This is a genomic window from Mucilaginibacter polytrichastri, from assembly GCF_001911425.1.
GTDB lineage: Bacteria > Bacteroidota > Bacteroidia > Sphingobacteriales > Sphingobacteriaceae > Mucilaginibacter > Mucilaginibacter polytrichastri.
The window spans coordinates 1883056-1904101 of record NZ_MPPL01000001.1 but is presented as its reverse complement, the minus strand read 5'-3'; the positions used below and the strand labels follow the sequence as shown (position 1 = coordinate 1904101).

At 40.6% G+C, this 21046-nt stretch carries 29 protein-coding genes; 7 read left to right on the top strand and 22 right to left on the bottom strand.

All coding sequences use genetic code 11. The features are described 5' to 3' along the window. Nucleotides 1–51 precede the first annotated feature (51 nt). Together RG47T_RS08325 and RG47T_RS08320 are read right to left on the bottom strand one after the other, a co-directional pair. On the bottom strand, nt 52–1317 hold the full coding sequence (locus tag RG47T_RS08325; RefSeq protein WP_074488987.1) for a sensor histidine kinase: 1266 nt from the start codon (nt 1315–1317) through the stop codon (nt 52–54). Further along, nucleotides 1314–1991 (bottom strand): response regulator transcription factor, encoded by a 678-nt coding sequence (locus RG47T_RS08320; RefSeq protein WP_074488986.1) that lies wholly within the window; start codon nt 1989–1991, stop codon nt 1314–1316. Before RG47T_RS08320 ends, RG47T_RS08325 begins: the two co-directional genes overlap by 4 nt. A 137-nt stretch (nt 1992–2128) precedes the next feature. Between RG47T_RS08320 and RG47T_RS08315 the strand changes: the two genes are divergently transcribed. Next, nucleotides 2129–2614, top strand: coding sequence for a VIT1/CCC1 transporter family protein (locus RG47T_RS08315; protein ID WP_074488985.1), 486 nt, complete (start codon nt 2129–2131; stop codon nt 2612–2614). A 6-nt stretch (nt 2615–2620) separates the two neighbouring features. Continuing rightward, complete coding sequence (locus tag RG47T_RS08310; protein ID WP_074488984.1) at nt 2621–3298, top strand: cytochrome b/b6 domain-containing protein; 678 nt, start codon at nt 2621–2623, stop codon at nt 3296–3298. Here the strand turns inward: RG47T_RS08310 and RG47T_RS08305 are convergent, their stop codons facing one another. From RG47T_RS08305 to idi, 12 genes are all read right to left on the bottom strand, one after another. Continuing rightward, on the bottom strand, nt 3299–3988 hold the full coding sequence (locus tag RG47T_RS08305; protein ID WP_074488983.1) for a VIT1/CCC1 transporter family protein: 690 nt from the start codon (nt 3986–3988) through the stop codon (nt 3299–3301). Nucleotides 3989–3993: 5 nt separating this feature from the next. After that, a complete protein-coding gene (locus tag RG47T_RS08300; RefSeq protein ID WP_074488982.1) occupies nt 3994–5226 on the bottom strand; it encodes a DUF3570 domain-containing protein in 1233 nt (410 codons plus the stop codon). Nucleotides 5227–5241: 15 nt separating this feature from the next. Continuing rightward, entirely contained in the window at nt 5242–5472 is a 231-nt protein-coding gene (locus RG47T_RS08295; protein WP_074488981.1) for a DUF4266 domain-containing protein, read from the bottom strand. A gap of 1 nt (nt 5473) precedes the next feature. Continuing rightward, complete coding sequence (locus tag RG47T_RS08290) at nt 5474–6430, bottom strand: FAD:protein FMN transferase (protein ID WP_074488980.1); 957 nt, start codon at nt 6428–6430, stop codon at nt 5474–5476. After that, the gene (locus tag RG47T_RS08285; protein WP_074488979.1) at nt 6417–6848 is read right to left on the bottom strand and encodes a thioredoxin family protein; all 432 of its coding nucleotides are present in this window, start codon (nt 6846–6848) and stop codon (nt 6417–6419) included. The genes RG47T_RS08290 and RG47T_RS08285 overlap by 14 nt, the downstream gene beginning before the upstream one ends. A 289-nt stretch (nt 6849–7137) precedes the next feature. After that, entirely contained in the window at nt 7138–7827 is a 690-nt protein-coding gene (locus RG47T_RS08280) for a MarR family winged helix-turn-helix transcriptional regulator (protein WP_074488978.1), read from the bottom strand. 39 nt (nt 7828–7866) lie between these two features. Then, nucleotides 7867–8931, bottom strand: a complete 1065-nt coding sequence (locus tag RG47T_RS08275) for an oxygenase MpaB family protein (protein ID WP_074488977.1) — start codon at nt 8929–8931, stop codon at nt 7867–7869. Further along, nucleotides 8924–10174, bottom strand: a complete 1251-nt coding sequence (locus RG47T_RS08270; protein WP_074488976.1) for an NAD(P)/FAD-dependent oxidoreductase — start codon at nt 10172–10174, stop codon at nt 8924–8926. The genes RG47T_RS08275 and RG47T_RS08270 overlap by 8 nt, the downstream gene beginning before the upstream one ends. A gap of 3 nt (nt 10175–10177) precedes the next feature. Beyond that, nucleotides 10178–10834, bottom strand: a complete 657-nt coding sequence (locus RG47T_RS08265; RefSeq protein ID WP_074488975.1) for a flavin reductase family protein — start codon at nt 10832–10834, stop codon at nt 10178–10180. Between the two features lies 1 nt (nt 10835). Continuing rightward, a complete protein-coding gene (locus RG47T_RS08260) occupies nt 10836–11552 on the bottom strand; it encodes an SDR family NAD(P)-dependent oxidoreductase (RefSeq protein ID WP_074488974.1) in 717 nt (238 codons plus the stop codon). Then, on the bottom strand, nt 11552–12232 hold the full coding sequence (folE, locus tag RG47T_RS08255; protein WP_074488973.1) for a GTP cyclohydrolase I FolE: 681 nt from the start codon (nt 12230–12232) through the stop codon (nt 11552–11554). The genes RG47T_RS08260 and folE overlap by 1 nt, the downstream gene beginning before the upstream one ends. 251 nt (nt 12233–12483) lie before the next feature. Then, nucleotides 12484–13005, bottom strand: a complete 522-nt coding sequence (gene idi, locus RG47T_RS08245; protein WP_139235747.1) for an isopentenyl-diphosphate Delta-isomerase — start codon at nt 13003–13005, stop codon at nt 12484–12486. A gap of 550 nt (nt 13006–13555) precedes the next feature. Between idi and RG47T_RS26965 the strand changes: the two genes are divergently transcribed. Together RG47T_RS26965 and RG47T_RS25695 are read left to right on the top strand one after the other, a co-directional pair. After that, a complete protein-coding gene (locus RG47T_RS26965; protein ID WP_262493263.1) occupies nt 13556–13678 on the top strand; it encodes a hypothetical protein in 123 nt (40 codons plus the stop codon). A gap of 429 nt (nt 13679–14107) precedes the next feature. Further along, nucleotides 14108–14443, top strand: a complete 336-nt coding sequence (locus RG47T_RS25695; protein WP_139235746.1) for a hypothetical protein — start codon at nt 14108–14110, stop codon at nt 14441–14443. On the opposite strand, the gene RG47T_RS08235 is transcribed toward RG47T_RS25695, so the two are convergent. From RG47T_RS08235 to RG47T_RS27050, 6 genes are all read right to left on the bottom strand, one after another. Beyond that, complete coding sequence (locus RG47T_RS08235) at nt 14435–15772, bottom strand: MBL fold metallo-hydrolase (RefSeq protein ID WP_074488969.1); 1338 nt, start codon at nt 15770–15772, stop codon at nt 14435–14437. The genes RG47T_RS25695 and RG47T_RS08235 overlap by 9 nt on opposite strands. Before the next feature lie 13 nt (nt 15773–15785). Then, nucleotides 15786–16196 carry a DUF6691 family protein gene (locus tag RG47T_RS08230; protein WP_083627341.1) on the bottom strand — a complete coding sequence of 137 codons (411 nt, stop codon included), beginning with the start codon at nt 16194–16196 and terminating at the stop codon, nt 15786–15788. Continuing rightward, a complete protein-coding gene (locus RG47T_RS08225) occupies nt 16193–16753 on the bottom strand; it encodes a YeeE/YedE family protein (RefSeq protein ID WP_074488968.1) in 561 nt (186 codons plus the stop codon). Before RG47T_RS08225 ends, RG47T_RS08230 begins: the two co-directional genes overlap by 4 nt. 1 nt (nt 16754) lies before the next feature. Then, complete coding sequence (locus tag RG47T_RS08220; protein ID WP_074488967.1) at nt 16755–17543, bottom strand: sulfite exporter TauE/SafE family protein; 789 nt, start codon at nt 17541–17543, stop codon at nt 16755–16757. A gap of 57 nt (nt 17544–17600) precedes the next feature. Next, a complete protein-coding gene (locus RG47T_RS08215) occupies nt 17601–18209 on the bottom strand; it encodes a Crp/Fnr family transcriptional regulator (RefSeq protein ID WP_074488966.1) in 609 nt (202 codons plus the stop codon). Between the two features lie 78 nt (nt 18210–18287). Further along, a complete protein-coding gene (locus RG47T_RS27050) occupies nt 18288–18407 on the bottom strand; it encodes a winged helix-turn-helix transcriptional regulator (RefSeq protein ID WP_354524624.1) in 120 nt (39 codons plus the stop codon). A 201-nt stretch (nt 18408–18608) separates the two neighbouring features. Between RG47T_RS27050 and RG47T_RS08210 the strand changes: the two genes are divergently transcribed. The 3 genes from RG47T_RS08210 (at nt 18609) to RG47T_RS08200 (ending at nt 19979) form a co-directional block, all read left to right on the top strand. After that, entirely contained in the window at nt 18609–19007 is a 399-nt protein-coding gene (locus RG47T_RS08210) for a DUF4267 domain-containing protein (protein ID WP_074488965.1), read from the top strand. An 11-nt stretch (nt 19008–19018) separates the two neighbouring features. After that, nucleotides 19019–19294 carry an NIPSNAP family protein gene (locus RG47T_RS08205; RefSeq protein WP_074488964.1) on the top strand — a complete coding sequence of 92 codons (276 nt, stop codon included), beginning with the start codon at nt 19019–19021 and terminating at the stop codon, nt 19292–19294. Between the two features lie 103 nt (nt 19295–19397). Further along, the gene (locus tag RG47T_RS08200) at nt 19398–19979 is read left to right on the top strand and encodes a Crp/Fnr family transcriptional regulator (RefSeq protein ID WP_245770864.1); all 582 of its coding nucleotides are present in this window, start codon (nt 19398–19400) and stop codon (nt 19977–19979) included. A gap of 68 nt (nt 19980–20047) precedes the next feature. Here the strand turns inward: RG47T_RS08200 and RG47T_RS08195 are convergent, their stop codons facing one another. Beyond that, on the bottom strand, nt 20048–20413 hold the full coding sequence (locus RG47T_RS08195; protein WP_074488963.1) for a response regulator: 366 nt from the start codon (nt 20411–20413) through the stop codon (nt 20048–20050). Then, on the bottom strand, nt 20400–21046 hold a 647-nt coding region (locus RG47T_RS26665), incomplete at its 5' end, for a sensor histidine kinase (RefSeq protein WP_253187503.1). The genes RG47T_RS08195 and RG47T_RS26665, both read right to left, overlap by 14 nt.

Genomic DNA, 21046 nt, shown 5'->3' with positions numbered 1-21046 from the left:
GCCTATTATTTAGCGGCAATGTTAAAGCGCGATTTTGAAGACAATCTGAAGCTATAAAATTGTTGACGGTTCGAATATGACTTGAAAGGTATGCATGGAATCTTGATAGCAATAAGTCACTTCCCAGCCATACATCTTGCAGATGTTTTTAACAATTGTTAAACCTAGTCCAGTACCTTCAGATCTATTCCCTTTTTGAAACCTGTCGAACATCCGCTCGGTATTAAGGGCATTTGCTTTTCCTATATTTTGAATTGATAGCCTATCCTCAAATAACGTAATTGACAGTTCGCCCCCATGAGTATTGTGCCTTATCGCGTTACTAATTAAATTATTTAATAAAATATCGACCAGATACCTACTAACCATAATTTCGTGAGAAATTAGATTTGCAATTAAATTCAGATCTTTAGACTGTATTAACTCCTGAAACTGCCTGAGCTTATCGGTTAATAAGTATTTCAGATCTATAACCTCAGCATCGTCTATCAGGTTATTCTCTATTTTAACCAGTAGCAATAGTGACTGGTTGAGCCTGGAAAGCTTACTGGTAGCCCCATAAATATCATTAATTTGCTCAAATTGTTCAGGCTTAAGCGACTCGTCCTGAATTAAGGTATCCAGTTTTGATGTAATTACCGCTAAGGGGGTCATCATTTCATGCGAAGCATTCTCAGTAAATTCTTTCAGTTTTTGAAAATCATTTTTTACCCTTAATGACATCATTTCTATAGCCTGGTCCAACTCTTTAAACTCATCTACCTTGGTAACCAATAAATGATGCTCTAATTGTTCTGATACATTAAAACCCCTAAGCTGATTAAGCAACTTGTAGAACGGTTGCCACAACCCGTTTAAAACATATCTGTTGGTCAAAAACAATATTAACACCAAACTAACCATTAATACCAAAGTAATTATGGCAATTATCTGGATCAGATACTCGGTGCCCTCACTTGATATAACTATAGTAAACTTATAGGTAAGTCCATTTAAAGCAACAGAACCTTCCACCGCACGTCCATTTTCAGTTTTTTGTTCTTTGGGATTTTTATAGGCGGTATCAAAGAATCTGGTCGATACCCTATGGTCTGTTTTTACAAACGTGGTTTGGTCTTCATCAAAGTCTACCGGCTTGGGTAATTGATGATGTGTGTTTATATATTCAAATAGCTCTCCTATTTCTTCATCCAAATCGCGATCGAGTTGGTTGCGGGCAATATAATTAATAGCGAAAAAGTAGATAACCGCCCCGGCCAATAATACGGTTACCGATACAATGATGCTGGCTTTATTATAATGGGCAGATAGTTTCATACCGCACTAAATTTATAACCGATGCCATATACAGACTTTAAATAGTCATTGGCCGATGCATCCAGTAACTTTTTTCGTAAGTTTTTGATATGCGTATAAATAAAATCAAAACTATCATGCATATCCATTTCATCGCCCCATAAATGCTCAGCAATGGCACTTTTAGAAATAACCTTCCCCTTATTGGCAATAAAATACAAGAGCATGTCATACTCTTTCCGGGTTAGTATAATGGGCTTATTATTGATCTCAACTTCTCTGCCAAACAGGTTAATTGCAATTTCATTAAAAACAAGCTTATTGTTGCTATGAGCAGTCTTACGGCGATAAACAGCCTCTACCCTGGCCTTTAGTTCGGCTAAATGAAAGGGCTTTGTAAGATAGTCATCTGCACCAATGTTAAGCCCTTTTACTTTATCATCCAATGAGTTGCGGGCAGAAATAATTAACACAGATTCTTCTTTCCGCTGCTTTTTAAGGAAATTTAAAACTGTAAAACCATCGCCATCTGGCAAGCCGATATCAAGCAAAACGCAGTCATAATTGTAGCTCGCTAATTTGGATATAGCCCCAGAAAGATCATTACAACTTTCGCAAATATTGCCGTCCGCGTTAAGATAAGAAACAATATTATCCCGAAGGCCCTGCTCGTCTTCAATGATGAGGATTTTCAATTGGTTTTTAGTTCAAACATACAAAGTGAAATTGTAGAAAATCTGTAGTTCAATGTAGCTTAAATAAACCACATTCGATTGATTAGAGGCTGCTACAGATTTGCTTCAAATTCTAATATTAATTTTCGCCATAAATTATGAATCAAAAAGAAAAAGCCACATTTGTAATACAGAAAGTACAGCCTGGTTTACTTGGCCTGATGGATGGATCGGTATCTACCCTGGCCCCTATATTTGCAACTGCCGGGTTAACCGGGCAGCCCATTAAAGCATTTTTTGTAGGCCTGGCTGCATCACTTGGCGCTGGCATAAGTATGGGGCTGGCCGAAGCATTATCTGACGATGGCACGGTAACCGGCCGGGGCAGCCCGATAGTAAGAGGCTGCATTACTGCATTTGCAACCGCGTTGGGCGGCATGCTACACACACTCCCTTTTTTAATAACTAACCTTCAACAAGCTTTACATTTGGCTTACGGGGTGGTGATTTTCGAATTGTTAATCATCGCCTTTATCCGTTACCGTTTTATGAAAACGCCATTGGTATCAACCATTTTGCAGGTAATAGTTGGTGGAGGGATTGTATTTGTACTGGGAATATTTTTAGGTAAAGCAGGAACTTAACTTTATATGAGCACTATAGAACCAATTCGTAAGGATGTACAACATCCGGCACAAGTAAAAAAGTATTCGGCATCGCTACGTTTGTGGCACTGGGCTAATACCATTGTTATCAGCGGATTGCTGATAACGGTACTAATTAATTCGACACTTACCGACGATCACAGTATATCGTCTTTTATGAAAGGCGCATTTACTAAAGCCGGAGCTACGGTTACGGCAGATGAGGCTAAGAGTGTTGCCCACGCGTTGAGTGATAAAACTTGGGATGTGCATATTTACTTTGGCTATGCATTGGCTACACTATTGCTATTCAGGTTAATATTGGAGCTTTTTCAACCGGCCGATCAAAAGTTTATCCGAAAGTTACAGAGCGCCTGGCATCAATTTCAAATCACCAAAAAGAGCAGGCAGCTTGCTAAACATGAATTGACTGTAAAAGCAATTTATAGCGTGTTTTATCTGCTATTAATCATTATGGTTGTAACGGGCTTATTCTTAGCTTTTGAGGATGCCCTGGCAGCTTACAAATCAATCAGGCATACGGTTAAAAGCGTTCACGGATTTTGCATGTATCTGATCCTGGTTTTTATTGCCCTGCATTTAGCGGGTGTATTCTTAGCCGAAAGGAAAGATAATAAAGGCATTGTATCTGATATGATTAATGGTGGCGGCGAACCTCACTGATCATTTTCCGGTGATAAGTTTAGCCATCAGGAAGGCTGCACCAGCGGCAAGCGCGCCGATAACTACTACTTTGAATGCGCCGCTTAACGCCGGCTGACCTGTCATTTTACTTTTAAAATAACCAAAAATAAACAGGCAGATCAGGGTTAGACCGCATGAATAATAAAGGGCTTGTTGTGCGTGATCAATAATAATATAAGGCGACAGTGGAATGATGCCGCCAACGATATAAGAAACACCGATAGTTATTGCACTTTTGGTTGCTCTGTTGGCATTAGGTTCTTCGAGCCCTAATTCGTAGCGCATCATAAATTCTACCCATTTCTTTTTGTCTTTAGCCATTTCATCGGCTATTTGCTGTTGCAATGGTTCAGAAAGGCCAAACTCCGCAAATACTTGTTTTACTTCGGCTTTTTCCTGTTCGGGCAGGCGTTCTACCTCTTCATATTCCCGTTTCAATTCAGACTGGTAATGATCTGCTTCCGTACGCCCTGCAAGATAACCACCCAAACCCATAGCTATTGAACCTGCTACAATCTCGGCAATGCCGGCTGTAACTACCAGGGTTGATGAACTGATAGCCCCGCTTAACCCTGCGGCTAAAGCAAAGGGAACAGTTAAACCATCAGACATACCAATAACGATATCTCTGATGGTTTCTGAACTGGTTACATGATGTTCGTGGTGCATATAGTTTATTTAAACTTCATTGCTAAAGTTACGATGTTTGAATTTAAACCTGTAGACCGCATATAATGTCCGTACCTTAATTCCAGTGAGTTAAAACGCTGCCAGCCAAACACACCTTTTGGTGGCGACAAGCGAAGGTTAGCACCCACAAAATTGCTGTGCAGTGTAGATAAGTCATAATCGCTGGTATAGTAACTATCCGTTGGGTTATGCTGCCCGTAGGGCGCAAAATAACGGGTACCTGTTTGGTAATTATACCTGTAGTATGGGCTTAGGGATACAAACGATGAAAACTTAATTGGTACTTCTATCTCTGCCGTATGCGCCCTTATACCCCAGTTATCCATGTAATACCGGTAAAAGGTACGGATCACAAAATGGTCGTCCAGAAAATAATTGAGCCTTAAACCAATTGGTAATTTATAACGGCCGCCCGGCAGGTTTTCAGCCCGTTCAGATCCATCCGTAAAATAATCACGCTGGTATCTGGTAGCAAGCAATCCTTTTTGATACGATGGCTCTACAACAATCAAAGCCTGCAAACGCGTACTCAAAACCTGCGACAGAGAGAATGATGTACTAAACGAGTTTCGCGGCGCGGATGGGTAATCCCACTTTTGCTCCCGCCCCTGCTGTACATTGGGGTTATACCCCGTTCGCAGTTCAATGGGCAGTATCACCTTCCAGGTATCTAAAAATGCCTGTGCCTTAAAATCAAACTGCGTATTTTTATCTTTCGATAAACGGGTCAGATTAAACCCGGCACCGAAAGACTGGTAATCAAATTCGTGCGAGTATGAGCCGGTAAAACCAAAAGCATTACCTGTTTTTTCGTTTAACGATGTCCAGTTTAAAGATGGATATACACGGGTATCCTGCATTGATGCAGATGAAATGGTACTTGGGTCGATCTTGTCCGACGATGCCGAAGTATAATGATCTACCCCCAACTCAAACAGATAGGTATTTTTTCTGCCGCTCTTGCCATACTTAGAGAATTGCACGTCAAGCGTGTTGGCGAAATCGGTCAACTTCTCCGTGCCTATCCCTCCTGTTACTGCTGAGTTATTACCATTTTGATGGTAATAACCAGATACAAAATTCACCTCATCAAGGCTCAGTTTACGCGATTGATAATTTGAAGTATCCTTAACGGCTTGTTTTTCTGTTTGCATTTGCGCATGAGATGATAATATGCCCATGTAAAGCATTAAAACGCCTAAATAAATTTTCCTCATTTAATTTGACGTCTATTAATTACAACCGCAACCACCACCACTTTTGCCACCATTGGCACCAGAACCGCCTTCGCGGTAGAGCTGAAAACTTTGCTCAAATTTTTGCGACTTACGCGCCGCCAGCTCCATTTCAGAATCATTGATCCGGTTCTTTTGGTAGGCTTTAACAGAGCTGCATGAGCTTAACCCGTACATTATGCCAAAGCACGCAAACACGAGTAATAAAACAGGGGCTTTCTTTACCATGTTAATTTTTTATATTGATATTATGTGAACTATGAATTTTATTATGATCGTCTACTATAATGCAGGCCATGTGCTTTAACTGGTTAATGAGATCAAGCCCTACCTTAACACCCATCACCATTACGGGTGTTGCCATAGCATCAGACAGTTCGGCACTTGGGCTAATGATACTTACACTCTTTATACCACTAACCGGCAACCCAGTTGTAGGATCGATGGTATGCGAATACTTTTTGCCATTTATCGTGACATACTTTTCGTAATTGCCCGATGTAGCTATGGCCATACCGCTGATATTTAATTTTGAAAACGGTACTGTACTCTGGTCAGGATCGGCAATGGCAACTGTCCACGGTGTTCCGTTGGGCTGGGTTCCCCAGCTTACCAAATCTCCGGCGGCATTTACGATACCGCTGGTAATACCTTGCGCCTGCAATAATAATTTTGCTTTATCGGCTGCATAACCTTTACCTATCCCTCCAAAGCCTATCCTCATACCTGCGTCTTTCAAAAAAACAGTAGTATTGGTGGCATCCAGAATTACATTTTGGTAGTTGATCAGCCGTACCGATTGTTTAGCAACCTCGGCGCTCGGCAACGAAGTCATGCTTTGATCGAAGTTCCAAAGGCTCTTATCAATTGAGCCATAAGTAATATCGAAAGCACCTTGTGTTAGTTCAGATATTTTTAATGACCGTGCTATCAAACCGAAAACTTCTTCGTCAACCTTAACGGGTTTAATACCAGCATTTCGGTTTATTTCATTGGTCTGGCTATCTTCACTAAAGGTGGTTAATAGCTTTTCAATCCGTTGCACCTCTGCAATGGCCTTATCAATCTGCTCATTAGCCCAACTTCCATCATCAGCAACTACTGTAAATTCAAAGCGATTGCCCATTAGTTTTAGCACACGTTTGTATGCGGCCAAATTATCTGCTTGGACTTCAGCGAGCTTCATACTTTTTAATATCTGTTATAAACTGCTCTGGTGTTTCATCGGGGTAACCATCCCATGCTTTTAGCACCTTACCATTTTCATCAACCAGTATGGTATAGGGGAATTTTCCTTCGGCATTATACTTTTCGGCAAGTGCCTCATTCAGTTTAACTTGTTCTTTGCCCGGTAGATTTTTCTTTTGGCGGGGGAAATCAGCACGTACCAACAACAAATGGTCTGCTGCATAGACCTCAAAGTTTGAAGACTCCAATATTTCTTTACGCAATCTAATGCATGGGCCACACCAGTCAGAACCCGAGAAATTAATCACTATCAGTTTATGTGTTTTGGCAGCCTCGGTTTTTGCGATATTAAAATCACCCAGCCAGGTTAGTGATGGGGCAAATAATGAAAATAATATAATGGATAGCAACTTCATTCTTCTCGTTATTAATTAGACTCTTGTAAGGCCTTATGTAATAACAATATTACCCGGAGATTCTGTAGCTAATCTGAAGTTACCGATTGAACTTTATGCTTTAACATTTTTTAACAACCGCTGCAAACAAGCTATTAATCAATATTATCGATATATATTGAGTTAACTTAGCGCGGTATAACGTCATTAAAAACAAAAAGGGCAGCAGCTATAATTCGGTATTTTAATTATAGCCCAGCATAGGATTATTGGGTACCAAGTCAGGCGGCATATGCAACCAGGCATTCACTTATTTTTCCGGTATAATTTCCTCTGCCAGAATTTTGAGATCTTCTCTGCTGAGGATGGTTTTTTTTTCGTAATGTTCGAGATGGAAATTTTCCAGTTTCTGTAAAAGATATTGTAAAGTAAATTTTTCGGCAATAGTTAGTTTACCGGTAATGATCTTGCCTACATAACTTGTATGCACAAAAACTTTATATAGCAATTCCTTACCCTCATCCGTAATGGCAATGTGCTTACTGCGTTTATCCTTAACATCGTCCCATTGCCTAACTAGGTCTGAAGCGATCAGGCGCCTGATTACTTCCGTACCTGATGTTTTTTCCTGCAAATTGTGGCTAATCAGTTCACTCTTTGATAAATGGGTATGTGTAAGCAAAATGGCCAGTGCTGTAAAATCTTCTGCTGTTTGCAAAGGCGTTCCTTCTAATGCCTTTTTTATATACGATTTGGCATAGCGGCTCATAAAAACAAATAGCCTGCCAATGTTATTATCCAGCTGATAAGCAATATCCAATGCAGCACTATCGCTCTCGCCAAACCTCACTTCACTACTCTTATTGCTCCCAATAGGGTCACCGGCCTTGTTTAACAGAAAACCAGTAAAATCCTGAAGGGAAACTTCCTTGCCCTGGTTTTCTGCTTCCTGTTCTGCTACGAGGTTTATCAATTGGTGAATAAGTTGGTATGATTTCATGAGTTATTAAAGTTAAAAGGCATGGCTGGTTATTTGAATTTAGTTTCTTTTATTGAGTTCCGGTTTCTGCATTTTGAATGCAGCATAAGCTGCCCGGTAGCTTTGTTTAGGATCACCCTGCGGCTTAAAGCTTTTCAGCAAATTCAATGTTTTGATAAGCGTCAATTTGTAAGCTGGCAGATCTGGAGCAGCTATGGCCAGCATATCTGCTATCTCTTGTCCAAGCAAATAACGCATTAAACCCATAATATCATTGGCGGTAGCTTTACTTTTATTAACCGACAATATATGATCTGTTAAAGATCTGGTTAATTCTTGTCCATGGGTAGAAATTTGGAACTGTCGTTGTTTGATCTTACTATCCAGTTGCTGCGCCATTTTAGAATTTTCCGGAATAAGGTCATTATCGAGCCCTGTGAAATAACCAATAACTGCCCAGATATGCATAAACGCTTCCTGATCTGCCTGGCTCACACTAAAGCCAAGCATCCTTAACCCACGGATTACGATCAGTGAAAATGAAAGATTTGTTCCGGCCATATCTTCCTGATTGATGGGTAATCCCCAGGTATCATTCCATTTGCCACCTTGTTGGGTATAATAACGAACGGCCGCGTGCATAATGCGCACTTTTAATATTTCTTCGTAAGCATTGCCATTTTTGCCAAAGGCATCCGGCCCCATAACTTCCCAAACAAAAACGGCCGTGTCATATAGCCGTTTGGTAGTTTGCTTGCGTATCAATTCTGATAAATACAAAACCATAGCACCATTAGCGGCGGTATAACAATAAGGTAATGACAGCAAGCCAAGCAAGCTCATAATTATTTCTGAATGCCTGGCATAAAACACAGCCCCCGCTTTCATTAAGTGGGGCTGAGCCCATGAAGGCAAATCCCTAGCATTATCAATAAATGCAAACCCCGGAAAGGCAGTTTGTAAAAGATTTAAATGTTCGACACTGGATTCTCCAGCCATCCACTGCATTAATTGCTTTTTCTTTTCTGCATCTGCAAAAACGTGCAGTATAAACTCATCCGCCTGCAGATCGCCCGACAAGCGTTTAATATCTAAAAATTCATTGCTATAGTTGTTGTTAATCATTACGCATGCTATTTATTATGGCTTCTGCGGCCAGTCTTCCACTTTTCATAGCTGCATTGATCGAGCCATTCATCAAATGGTCACCACAAACAAAACACCAGGTATTTAACCGCATAGCTTTATAATCTGGCTCATTAGATACCCGGTCATCATCGGGCAGGGCATATTTGATATGGTAAGTTTTTAAATGCTTCCATTTTACTGCTTCGGGGTACCAGAATTTTAATTCCGTAATTACATTTTTCTGTAAATCTGTTTCGTTCATTTTTGAATGATCACCGATAAGTGAAAGGGAGATCAAGGCACTATTTGTAGCGTAGGCAGGTGCAATACGATCCATAACCGCAATATTATTCACCAATTTTCCTGCTAAAGTATTTAAAGCAATCAGCGGACTTTCAAAGGGTCTTCGCTCTGCAGTAAAATACATATTACTAACGGAATGATACTTAATCACGGCATTTGCATAACCGGAAGGTGAACCTAAAGGATCAGTTGCTATCAAAACAAAATCAGCATTATAAGTTACTCCGCCTGCTGTGGTTACAGCGCCATTTTCTACTGATGATACATTTTGATGAAATAAGAGTTCATGCGGCGACAGGCATTCTGCCAACTGTTTTGGAATCATGCCCATCCCTTTAGCAGGTATAGCTGCGTCACCTTCGCTGAACATTTTAAATACAAACTCAAACATGCGGCTCGATGTGCTTAGCTGATTTTCCAGATAGATGCCGGTCATAAAAGGCCGGAAAAACTGATTCATAATCCTTCCGCTAAAGCCCTCTCTTTTAAGATACTCTGTTGTCGTGATCTCCTGGTCAGAAAAAATCTCTTCTATAGTTTTGCCGGATAATTTAAGTTTTAAACGCAGCATCCGCATTTTATCAGAAAATGTAGCCGCAGACGAAAATAAAGTACTCACCAGCGAACCCGGCTGCCTTAACGGATCGCCAAGTTTGGTGACGCCGTCCATATTCAGGATCAAGGCACCAGGATCAAATTTGCAAAGTTCGAGTGCCTTATAATCTAAAAGGCTTTGGGCTTCGGGATAAGCCGTTAAGAAAACCTGGAACCCACGGTCGAGCAGATAGCCATCTACTTCATCTGTTCTCACTCTGCCACCCACTCCATCAGAGGCTTCCAATACCAATACCGATTTTCCTGCAGCTTTTAATACTTTGGCGGCTGTTAAGCCGGCCAAACCCGCACCAATAATAATAACCTCTGCATCTTTATTCATAAACTAAACATTGGCTTTAGTATCATTTTGCTTTAAATGAGGTTCAATACCCGGCTTGGCATAAGCCAGTTGCCCTATAGGATGCGGAAGAAAATAGGTATCTAACCCCGCCACTGTTATGGTTTTTGCTTTACTGTGGTCTATTGTACCGTCCTCAGCTATCAATGTATCTTCAGTTATTATGTGAACAATCTCCCCGATAACGATGGTTGTGCCGTTAATATCGAGATCTATAACCTCGCGTAGCTCTAAGCCGATACGAACGTTAGATTCTTCAACAAAAGGCGCCTTGAAATCTTTAACGTATTGTTTATGAAAACCGCAGCTATCAAACTCAGATACGCCGGAAGGGTAGCTGGCACTGGTTTGATGGGCCTGCATATACCATTCGGGTAATATATTATTCAGGGTGTACTGCCCCGTTGCTTTAATATTGCGCAAGGTATCATTATGCTCCCGTTCAGGCCTTATCACCAATCCAATCAACGGTGGGTTTGCACCCAGGTGAAACGTAGAACTAATGATACACAAATTAGAGATGCCGTCATTACTGGTTGTGCCCAATAAATTCAACGAGCGATAACCGATCAAACTATTGATCAGGCTTATCCGGTAATTTTTTTCCAGCTGATAAATCTGTTCACTTTTTATATTTACCATATTAACTTGTCTTTAATTTTCCTAAACCACCGTCCAAACCGATCACCTGCCCGGTCATCCAGCTGCTTTCGTCTGACAATAAAAAAGCGATCAGCTGGCTAATATCTTCCGGCTGTCCTATTTTTCCTAAAGGATGCCGTTTGGCTGATGCTTCCCGCTTTTCGGGCGTGCTGAGCAGGTTTTGTGCCAAAGGCGTATCTGTTAAGGATGGTGCCACTACGTTTACCCGGATTTGTTGCGCAGCGAATTCGGCTGCCAATGAAAGCGCCATACCCTCTACTGCGCCTTTAGCAGCGGCTATACTAGCATGGTAAGGCATTCCTGTTTTGGCAGCAACAGTACTGATTAGCACTATAGATGCACCTGCGGCATTTTTTATAGGCTTAATAGCTTGCTGGATTATTTTGGCTGCACCTAAAACATTCAGCTGAAAATCATTCAAAAAATCCTCTGTTGTTAGCCTGTTAAAAGGCTTTAGATTGATGCTTCCAACTGAGTAAACCAAGCCATGCAGTTGCTGCGGCAGGAATGTTTCAACGGCATCAAGATTTCCGGTTACATCGAGTTTTAGAAACTGAACATCGCCTGGCCATTCTTGAGATGCTGATCTTGAAACGACATAGATATTTGCGTTTTGCTGATGAAGCAGTTTAACCAGTGATAAACCAATGCCGGAACTGCCACCAACTACGAGGATATTTTTACCTTTAAAATCCATTACCCGATATATTTAAAAAATTCATTCTTTGTTTCTGCAATTAAAAATTGCCCGCTGTACTCGGCGGTCAGCGTTGTGCTGCCTGCATCCCTTATGCCACGACTGGATACACAGTGGTGATGCGCATCGATGATAACCGCTACATCTTCCGTGCCCAATACTTCTTTCAGCATATTAGCAATCTGCATGGTCAGCCTTTCTTGTACCTGTGGCCGTTGCGAACAATATTGTACAATTCTGTTCAACTTTGAGAGGCCGATCACCTGCCCGTTACTGATATAAGCAACATGAGCTTTGCCCACTATAGGCACAAAGTGATGCTCACAGTTGCTAAAAACCGCAATATTCCTTTCCACCAGCATCTGTTTGTATTGAAATGGATTTTTGAACAAAGTCGGTTTGGGTTTATTTGCAGGATTAAGGCCGCTGAAAATTTCCTTCACATACATTTTAGCTACCCGTTTTGGGGTGTCTCTTAAACTGTCATCATCCAGGTCCATGCCCAGCACCTGCATAATCCCGGTGAAATGTTCGGCAATCAATTTCATTTTGGTATCGTCGTCCATTTCAAATGCGTCTGGCCGAAGCGGCGTATCAAAGGCAGAATTATAATGTTCGTGCTCAAGATCGGTCACTACCTGCTCAAAAGTCAAGTCGTTTACTGAATCATTATTTGTCATGAAATTTTATTAATATAAGTTAAGTGATATAAAACATTATGTCCTTTGAGCCGATCTTGCGCTGCCGATACATCTTTGCGCTTAGCTCTGTATATGTTCCGGTTGTACCAAACAACCGCCTTATTTTCTTTAATTGTGAGTAAACCGTTTAAAATTAAAAAGGAGTAGCAAGAGCAACATTTAACTAAGCCCTCTCCTTCCATACCGGCAAAAGCAGCCGGCACAATTAAATATTTACAAGCAAGTTTATTTTAAAAGATTTCATAACGCATATTCAACACCTGTTCAAAGCATATTTTCAACCAGGCAGTATATAGCTCCGGCCGTTCCAACAATTCAAACATTAATTGATCGGCATCTACATATTTGAAATCCGCCACTTCAGCAGGTTCAGGTACAGGCAACTGGTCGCAAATTCCCATAAAAACATGGTCGTACTCATTCTCAATCAGCCCGTTCTCAAATTCATGACGATAGCTGAATTGAAACATCTCGGTTAGTTCGCAATCCATACCCATTTCTTCCTGTAAACGGCGATGAGCAGCGGTTAATGTCATCTCGCCTAGGCGTGGATGGCTGCAGCAGGTATTTGTCCAAAGCCCGCCGGAATGGTATTTATTCAAAGCCCTTTGCTGCAGCAATAATTGTCCTTTACTGTTAAATATAAAAACAGAGAAGGCACGATGCAGCATCCCCGTTTTATGAGCAGCCATTTTATCCATGGTACCAATCATTCGGCCATTGGTATCAACAATCATTACACTTTCTTTCAATTATTTAGTTATTAATTCATCCGGCTCATTACAGCTAACCCGGATAAATGGTTAAAAATTATTCTGTCAGTTAGCATCGCTACAAGCTTTTAAATTGTCCGATAACTGCTTTTATCATTATTTAATTTCTATAACAAAAATATGCAATAACGTACCAATAATTATTAATTGGTATAATATTGTACTAATTAATAAAGATTATAAATTATAAGAATGCCTTGACGGGCCAATGTTATTAGTAAGTTATGGTATAAATTTAAAGCTTGAATTGGCTACTGCTAAGGTAATTTCTAAGAATCGAAACAAAAATTAGCAGGCATTATAGCCTGTTTATACCAGCTTCAATATGTTGAAGTTAAGCTTTACCCGGATAAAACCTTTGCCTGTGTTTGCTTAGTTTTCACGAAGTTTATAACTTGGTTTATGGAGCTTTCAAAAGCAGTTAGTTTGTTACAGATGATTTCTAGTGAATAGATGAATTCTTCAAGACGAGCAATCTAGTTGGCAATGCACTCTAACAGACATCTATGATTTTGCCCATCGCAAAGAAATGATTCGAAGAGAATTCCCTACCGGAGCAGACTTCAACAGTTTCCTGAGAAAGATGGATCAGGAAAAAGTGATGCGCCAAATTATCCGCAACCACATTGTAGACATCTCCAATCCAAACTAATACTAATGGTGGTTTTACAGAAAGGAACAAAAAACACCGACGGAAGTAAATTTGGAATCAGTAATACTTGCCTCAAAATACTATAAATCCGCCTGAATAATCTTATCAAATGCTTTCCGGTCTACTTTTAAATCCCGCACAATGGGAAATGCCACAGCGCAGAAGGATACGATGTAAATGGTATCGCCATTTTAAAACTACGCAAATTCACTATTTACTTAAATGCCCAGCTACCCATAAAATCTTAACCTACAATAAATGCCATGTTTTAAAACCACAATTTTCAGCGTTTAGTTATCTTTAGGAAATATAGGCGCTTTATTTTGTTTGCATTCAAGATCCTGGAAGTTATCAATGGTGGAATAACTTATAAAACTGATTGGTATAGCTACGCAGCGCTGGCCATCATATCTTATTACATTTGCATCAATGGCTATTACAGCCAGGCCAGGCCAATTTACCAGCTGCAATACCAGGCTATCGCCCCTGTTGCGCCAGTTGTGGTGGAGTATTCAAAGCAAAACGCAGATGATGGACCCTTTCCATGCTTACCAGTTGAAGTTTAATAAGGTAGAACGGGAGTACTTAACTAAAGATGAACTAGCCAGGATTGAAGCCAGGAAATTCAACATTATACGTTTGCTAAAGATCCCACAAATATTCTATACTGTTCTCTTGTGTGGTTCACAAGGGAAAAAGCAATTAAATATTGAGCATCTCCGTCGTTACCTATCTACACCTTGCGTTCATTTTGCGCTATTTTAATAGTGTTTTAATGGCTACCCCGAAATCATAAACTTTTGTTTGTTCTGCAAAAACAGATTGCAGTATGCTGCTGCCTGCGGCGCTACGATAACCACCGGCACAATGTATAACAATTGGTTTATTAAACGGTATTTCAGACAATCTCTCCCGCAGTTCCGGCAGGGGTATATTAATCGCATTTTCAAATATCGGATGTTCCTTTACTTCTCCGTTATTCCTAATGTCAACGATAGTATAATCCGTTTTTTTCATTAAAAACCAATCTATGTCAAAGGCATCCATCACTTCAGTTCCTGCCTGAAAAACAAATGCCCGCTCAATAAAATGCTCATACCCAATTTTTCCGCAGCGCAAAATCAGGCTTGCAAGTATTTCCTCATTTTCTGCAACCAGGTAGAAAGCCTCTTCCGGTGCAACAATGCTTCCCAGCCAGGTTTCAAATTTGTCGCCATTTTGCAGGTTGATAGATAGCGGGAGATGCCCTTTTTTAAATTCTTTTTCAGCCCGTGTATCAATGATGTAGATACTGCTGTTTAATTTAGTAACTCGGCCAACAGGAATATTTGCAATTGCTTGTGCCAGGTTACCTGCGCCGTGCTTATTTATTTCCACATCAAACGGGAAATATTTTGGCACAAAAGGCTGATCCTGCAAAAGCTTAGTTATAAACTCCGCTTCAGTAATACTTTGCAAAGACCAGTTGCTAAGTTTTTCAGCGCCAATAGTGCTGCTATTGGCTTCACTTAAGGCTTTTCCGCAAAGTGTACCTGCCCCATGCGTTGGGTAAACAATCACATCGTTGTTCAGCATCATTAATTTATCCCGCAGTGAGTGGTACATTTTAGCCGCTAATTCTTCTCGCATAGCGGTCAGATTACCTGCCTTTTCACGCAGATCAGGCCTGCCGCAATCGCCTATAAATAAAGTATCACCTGTAAATACCGCTTTATCTTTACCATCGTGCTCTAATACAACAGAAACACTATCGGGAGAATGGCCTGGTGTGTTTAACGCTTTTAGGGTGGTTTTGCCCAAATTTATCACATCACCGTCATCAAAAGCCTGATGCAGATAAACAGCGCCAACTAATGCAGCGCAATAAATAGTAGCGCCTGTTGTTTGATGCAATTCTAAATGTCCGCTTACAAAATCAGCGTGAGGATGTGTTTCAATCACACCAATTATAGTTGCATCATGCTTTTCTGCGAATGCTAAATAAGGCTTAATATCCCTTGCAGGATCTATCACTACCATTTCTTTAAAGCACTCACTTAAGATCGCATAGGAATAATGTGATAAACTCTTATCTTCAAATTGTTCGATCTCCATTTAGCTATTTTAATTAATGAGGTAATTTTTCTCTTATTAAACCATATATCCAGGTTCCGGCTATGGCGCTCAGCAGCGTCACAATAGTTACCAAAACACCACTACCGATCTGTGCAAAAAGCGGACCTGGGCACGCACCGGTGATCGCCCAGCCACAGCCAAATATCAACCCGCCATATACGTTGCCCCAATGGAATGTTTTATCAGGGATAACAGTTTGCTCGCCATGTATGGTCTTTAACTGAAACCGTTTGATGAGTTGGATGGAAATGATGCCAATTACTATCGCACTGCCGATAATGCCATACATATGAAAGGCTTGCAAGCGGAACATTTCCTGTATTCTAAACCAGGAGATCACCTGTGATTTGACGAGGATAATACCGAAAAGCAAACCCAAAATCAGGAATTTTATATTTTTCATAACTCTAATAGATAAGGTAAAATAAACCAGGTCATTACAAATCCGCCGATCATAAAACAAGAGGTAGCCACTAAGGATGGCCACTGCAAAGAAGATATCCCCATAATGGCATGACCTGAAGTACAACCACCCGCATACCGAGTTCCAAAACCTACCAGGAAGCCGCCCACAACCATAAAAACAAATCCACGAAGGGTAAAAAGCTGACGAAAGCTAAATATATCCTGCGGCAACAGGCCGCTAAAATCTTTAACACCTTCCTGCTGTAACAGTGCTGTTGTATGTGTATTGATATTAACCTGCCCCGGATTTGAAAGAAAAGAGGTGGCGATAAAGCCGCCTATAATAATTCCGGCTGCAAAAAAAAGATTCCATTTTTCCTTTTTCCAGTCGTATTTAAAGAAAGAAATATTGGCAGGGACGCAGGCTGCGCAAATATGCCGTAGCGACGAAGATATACCGAAGGCCTTATTGCCCAGCAGCAACAAGGCGGGTACGATCAGGCCGATCAGCGGGCCAGCTACATACCAGGGCCAGGGTTGTCTTATTAAATCCATATTATTTAGTTAAAGTCGTGATCAAAACAAAAATGCCCATAAACAATACGAACAATCCAAAAGCGGGTTTTAATTTAGTGTCGGCAATGTATTTAGTCAAATAACTTCCTGCAATAATTCCAGCTATCGCAAATGCAGAAAACAGCATTAAAAAATGGTAATCTATTGATACATTACTGCTTACATCACCCAATACGCCAAGCAGGGAACTAATGGTCATGACCATTAAGGATGTGCCCACCGCTTTTTTCATCGGTAAAAGGGCAAACAATACCAATGATGGGATAATTAAAAACCCACCACCTACACCTACAAAACCGGTGATAATGCCAACTACAATACTTTGGATAACCAATTTGGTATAGCTAAATTGAGAACCGGAAACTAAAATTTCTTTGCTCTTTCTAATCATAGAAATGGAAGCTGCCTGCATCAAAACGGCGAAAACAAGCATTAATAATACAGGCTTAGTGAGTTCAAACGAACCAATTATGAGCAAATGATGCGGCATAGCAGGCATCACCCACTTACGCATAATAAATACGGCTATTAATGACGGGATGCCAAATATAAAAGCTATTTTAAAGTTGACATTACCTTTTCTGTAATGGCTTATCGCGCCTGCCGAGCTGGTTAACCCTACTACAAACAGCGAATAGGTTGTGGCTATAACAGGATCGAGCCTGAAAAAGTAAACTAAGATCGGGACGGTTAGTATTGAGCCGCCGCCGCCAATCAATCCTAATGATAAACCTATCAATATTGCTGCTAAATATCCTGCTATTTCCACTTGTTTTATTTATAAAACAAATGTAGGAGCGGCTAATATGTAATTTGGTGACCTATGTTACAGAGCAGTATTTAATGTGATTTTATTTCTGGATAAAGTAATGAGTTGTTGTTTTTCCATCTGCTTGAGTAACCGGGAAACGACTTCGCGGGTAGTGCCCAATTCTTCGGCCAGCTGTTGATGAGTAATGCTGAACTCATTCGATCCATAAACACTTGCTTTTCTTTTTAACAGGGTAAAAATGCGGTCATCTAATTTCTGGAAGGCGACTGCATTGATCACATCAAGCAGTTCCTCGAAACGTTTGTGATAAAGTTTAAAAATGAATTCCGCCCATTCAGGATATGTTTTAATCCATTCACTGGCTTTAGCAACGGGTAACATCAGCACTTCGGCATCTTCTTCTACGACCAGTCTCACCTTGCTGGTATCTTCGTGAATTCCGGCTAAAAAAGACATGATACAGCTTTCACCTGGTTTGATGTAATAAAGTAAGATCTCACGGCCATCTTCATCCTCGCGCATCACCCGCATACTGCCCGAAAGCACAACCGGAATGGAGCGTATATAACTATTCGTTTGCATCAGTACTGTTTCAGCCGCAAGGGTCTTCAGCTGGCTGCTGGCCCGCAGCTCTTCTTCTAAAATTGCTCCGAATAGTTTCATTAAACAAAGATACGATAACCCCTAAATGATCACTGAGCTTTCGGTCCAAATAGAAGTTCTCGTTTCCCTCGGATACAATTACATTGATAACAGGCTTGAGTGTGTGTTTCCGTATGCGGTAAGTTCATATTCAGCGGTGACCGGTTTTGCATGGATTGCAGAGCGTTTTTCCATTCCATTTAGCTCAAGTTCCTGCAATTTTTAGACAGCATTTTTCTTGCAATTCCCCGGTATTAGCGACTTTTAGACGGCTAATTGTCGGAATTTGTTGATGTAAACTGGCAATCACCGAGCCTTAACCATAAAAAATTTCTAAGCAAAATTGATTTGTTAACCCAGGTGCATGAACGCCCGCTGCTGCAGGGATAATTTTGTATCAACATTTAAAAACAAAATATCATGACAACGAAAATTTCTTATGCTATCGCATTTGTACTCGGCCTGGGAATGGTGTTCTTGGGAGCCCGCTTTTTTTTCTCTCCTCAAGTAGCAACAGCCGCATTCGGCATCCGCTTTAATTCAAATGCCGACTATTCTTTTCATCACATCAAAGGTATCAGGGATATATTTTCCGGAATCTTGTTGTGTGCTTTGGTATTGATGAAGGAACGCCGGGCCCTGGGCGTGATGCTGACAGTAGCAAGCATCATCCCGGTTTCCGATATGATTACTGTACTCAGCAAAAGTTATACTAGTGTGCAGCAGGCGATACCGCATATTGTAGCGACTATCATTTGTTCGGTAATCGGCATACTGTTATTGACCGCTAAACCTCAATTAAAACAACCATCAAAATAAGAATCAACATCATGGAACAATTAAGAATTTATACCCTTGTAGACAAGGAAACAGCAGCACATTATTTTAAAGACCATTGGTCTAAACACAGGATAAACCTTCCAAAATTTGGCTTCGAGGTTAAAGGGGTTTGGATCGGCAATACACCCGGTGTAGCCAACCAGGTTATCGCCCTTGTATCTTTTCCGGACAATGCTGATGTAGACGGGATGACCGAACGCTACATGAAAAGCCCTCAATTTACGGACGATACGGCAGGTTTTGATCGGAACAAAATTATTAAGTAGAAACTAAAATGTTAAGGTTGGCCAGCTAATGGTTTTTTGAAGCAGAATTTAATACACAACGTGCCCACATGTTGTGTATTTTTGGTTTCATCCAGTTCAAATTATGATGATAAAAAGTTTATTGAACAGCATACAAAGCGTGATAACGCTAAGCCCGGCAGAAATCGATATCGTGACATCCTTGTTTAAGGAAAAGACTTATAAAAAGGGCGACTTCTTTTTAGAAGAAGGGCGGATTTGTAAGCATGTAGGGTTTGTGGCAAAGGGGTTAATGCGGTTTTATATTAATCAGGATGGAGAGGAAAATATCTACGATTTTTCCCAGGAAAATGAATTTGTATGCAACTATGAAAGTTTTCTTCCTCAGATTCCTTCGTCAAAAAACATTCAGGCTTTAGAAGATAGTATCGTTTTTGTGATTTCGCACGCTGATCTGCAGCTATTCTATGCCAACGTAGAAGGAGGAGAACGTTTTGGCAGGGTCGCCATTGAATCGGTCTTCGTGAAATTGTTGCAGGATATCAGTGCATTATATGCGGAAACACCTGAATTGCGTTACGAACGATTCTTAAAATACCACGCAGATTTACAGCAAAGGATCTCCCAGTACCATATTGCCTCATTTGTTGGGGTAAAACCACAATCACTAAGCCGCATCCGTAAAAGAATTTTTACCCAGTTCTGATTAGCATCAATGAATTTTTTGCTTGCTCATTATCTCCTTTTAGTGAACTTATGCGCTTTGCTTCCCTGTCATACTAAATATTGCCGGATCTTTTGGATCAGGTTATCCATATCAAAAGGTTTAGCCATAAAAGCAGTTGCACCCGCGTTAACAGCTATTTTTTCACCGTCCCGGCTTGCTGAGATAACAATTACAGGCAATTCAGCTATTTGAGGATTCTTCCGTACCGTCTTTAAAACCTGGTCTCCGGACAAAACCGGCATCCAAAGGTCTAATAAAAGAAGGTCAGGCTGTTCCCGTTCAATTACGTCATACAAATCAAGACTATTTCGCACAGAAATGGCATTATATCCATAGTCTTCCAAAACAATTTCAAGCATGTCCAATATTCCCTCATCATCATCACAGATGAGGATTTTTTTATTTCCTGTCATGGTTCTGTGCTAATGGAAGTGTGAAATTAAACGTAGAACCCTTGCCCGGCTCGCTTTCTACCCATAAAGACCCGCCATGGTTTTTGATAATCTGATCGCAGATGTACAGGCCAATACCCATACCCGGAAACCTTTGCTGTACCTCCCCAACTCGGAAAAAACGGTCAAATATTTTTTTCTGATCTTCCATATTGATACCCACTCCTTCATCCTTAATAGAAAATTTAAGAAAATTGCTTACGCGGGACAGATGTATAATTACGGCTTTTTGATCCGGAGAGTATTTGATCGCATTTGATAGAAGATTATTGATAACCTGAATGATATGCGATTCGTCTGCCAATACATTTTCTCCTGTTCTTCCTTCTATCACAATATCATGTGATTTTGTAGCGGTCTGAATGACATCTACCGTTTCGTAAATAATTTTATCAAAATCGAAATATTCTTTGTGTAACTCGATGTTGCCACTTTGTATACGGGACATATCCAAAAGTTCTGCGATCAGGTTATTTAGCCGATCGATATAGATACCCGTTTTGTTCAGGATGGATTTAAACTTGTCACCCACATCTGGCGGCACTATCTTCTGCATAACCTGAACCAGGCCCTTGATGGTGGTTAATGGTGTCT